General features: G+C 63.0%; 2 protein-coding genes. Both read right to left on the bottom strand.

All coding sequences use genetic code 11. The features are described from left to right. Window positions 1–1,409, bottom strand: a 1,409-nt coding sequence (locus WA070_RS03275; protein WP_422632738.1) for a TIGR01244 family sulfur transferase, incomplete at its 3' end; no start/stop codon positions are given. 21 nt (window positions 1,410–1,430) lie between these two features. After that, on the bottom strand, window positions 1,431–1,607 hold a 177-nt coding region (locus tag WA070_RS03270), incomplete at its 5' end, for a DUF6691 family protein (protein ID WP_422632739.1).

Here is a 1,607-nt window from a genome sequence, read left to right as displayed (position 1 = left end):
GCGAGCAGATTGACCGCCACGATCGGCGCCTGTTTGCGCGCCGCGGCGGCGGTCTTGGCATTGGGCGTGGAGCCACCATCGCCAAGACCGAAGATATTGGGATAACGGACGTGCCGCATCGTCACCTGATCGACCTCGACATAGCCTGCCTTGTCCGCCAGCGGGCTGTCGGCAACGAAGCGCGGCGCGATCTGGGGCGGGGTCACATGCATCATGTCGAACGCGCGCGTCACTTCGCCCGTCTTTTCGCGAAAGGTCGCGGTCTTTGTCGCGCCGTCGACCGCGATCAGGGTGGATTCGAAATTGAGGTCGATGCCGTACCGCTCGACATAGCCCATCAGCGCGGGGACATAGTCCTTCACGCCGAACAGCACGCCGCCCGCATTGTGGAAGGCAACATCAATGTTGTTCAGGACGCCGCGTTCCAGCCAGTTGTCGCACGACAGGTACATCGCCTTCTGTGGCGCGCCGGCGCATTTGATGGGCATCGGCGGCTGGGTGAACAGCGCAACGCCTTCCCGCAGATTGCGTACCAGCTCCCAGGTATAGGGCGCTGTGTCGTAGCGATAATTGGACGTAACGCCGTTCTGGCCCAGCGTTGCCGCCAGCCCGTCGATCGCGTCCCAGTCCAGCACATTGCCCGGCGCGACAACCAACGCGCGATAGCCAATCGCGCGGCCATTGGCTGTCGTCACCTGATCCTGTTCGGGCTGAAAGCTTTGCGCGGCTTCCCTGATCCAGGTGGCACCCTTGGGCATCACCGACGCCATCGAATGGCAGGTTGATTTCGGTTCGAACACACCTGCACCGACCATCGTCCAGCCAGGCTGGTAATAATGTTCGGTACGCGGTTCGATGATCGCCACCGAAAGCTTGGGATCCCGCTTGAGGATCGATGCCGCCGTCGCGATGCCGCCTGCACCCCCGCCGACAATGACGACGTCATAGCGGGCGGCGGGGCGATCGGCCGCGGGGCCATCCGGGCTGCTGGTCGATGCGGCCTCGATCCGACCGCGCAATTGCGACAGGTCATAGCCAGCCGCATTTGCCGCGCCCAGGATGGCTGCGGTCGGGCGCGATCCAGCCTGGGACAATGCCCAAAGCGTCGTGGCACGGGTGCCGGTCCTGCAGAAAGCGAGAGTGGGGCCATCGGCAGATGCCAGCGCATCGCCAAAGGCCATAACCGATGCGTCGTCGAAATTGCCACCGCTGATGGGAATATAACGATAGGCAATGTCGAGCGCGTCAGCCTTTGCCTTCAGGTCGGCTGAGAGAGGTTGGCCGGGCTCTTCGCCATCAGGCCGGTTGTTGATGATCAGACGGACGCCAGCAGATGCGGCCTGGTCAATGTCTTCCGGGGTAATCTGGCTACAAACGAGCAGCTTTTCGTCGAGTTTATGGGGATTCATCGAACCTCTCCTTTCTTAAGTTCAGGCGTGGACCGGCGTTCGTGGTCCCGACGGGCGATCAAGCGCCCAGACGATCGCGAAGCCGACCGCCATCGCAGCCGTAAAAACGGCGGCTGCCGGAGGGTTGATGGCAAATGCGGCCAGCGCCGGGCCTGGGCACAAGCCGCCAAGCCCCCATCCGATGCCGAACAAGGCAGA

Source organism: Sphingobium sp., assembly GCF_049304695.1.
GTDB lineage: Bacteria > Pseudomonadota > Alphaproteobacteria > Sphingomonadales > Sphingomonadaceae > Sphingobium.
The sequence above is the reverse complement of the archived record's forward strand: the minus strand, read 5'-3'. Positions and strand labels throughout refer to the sequence as shown.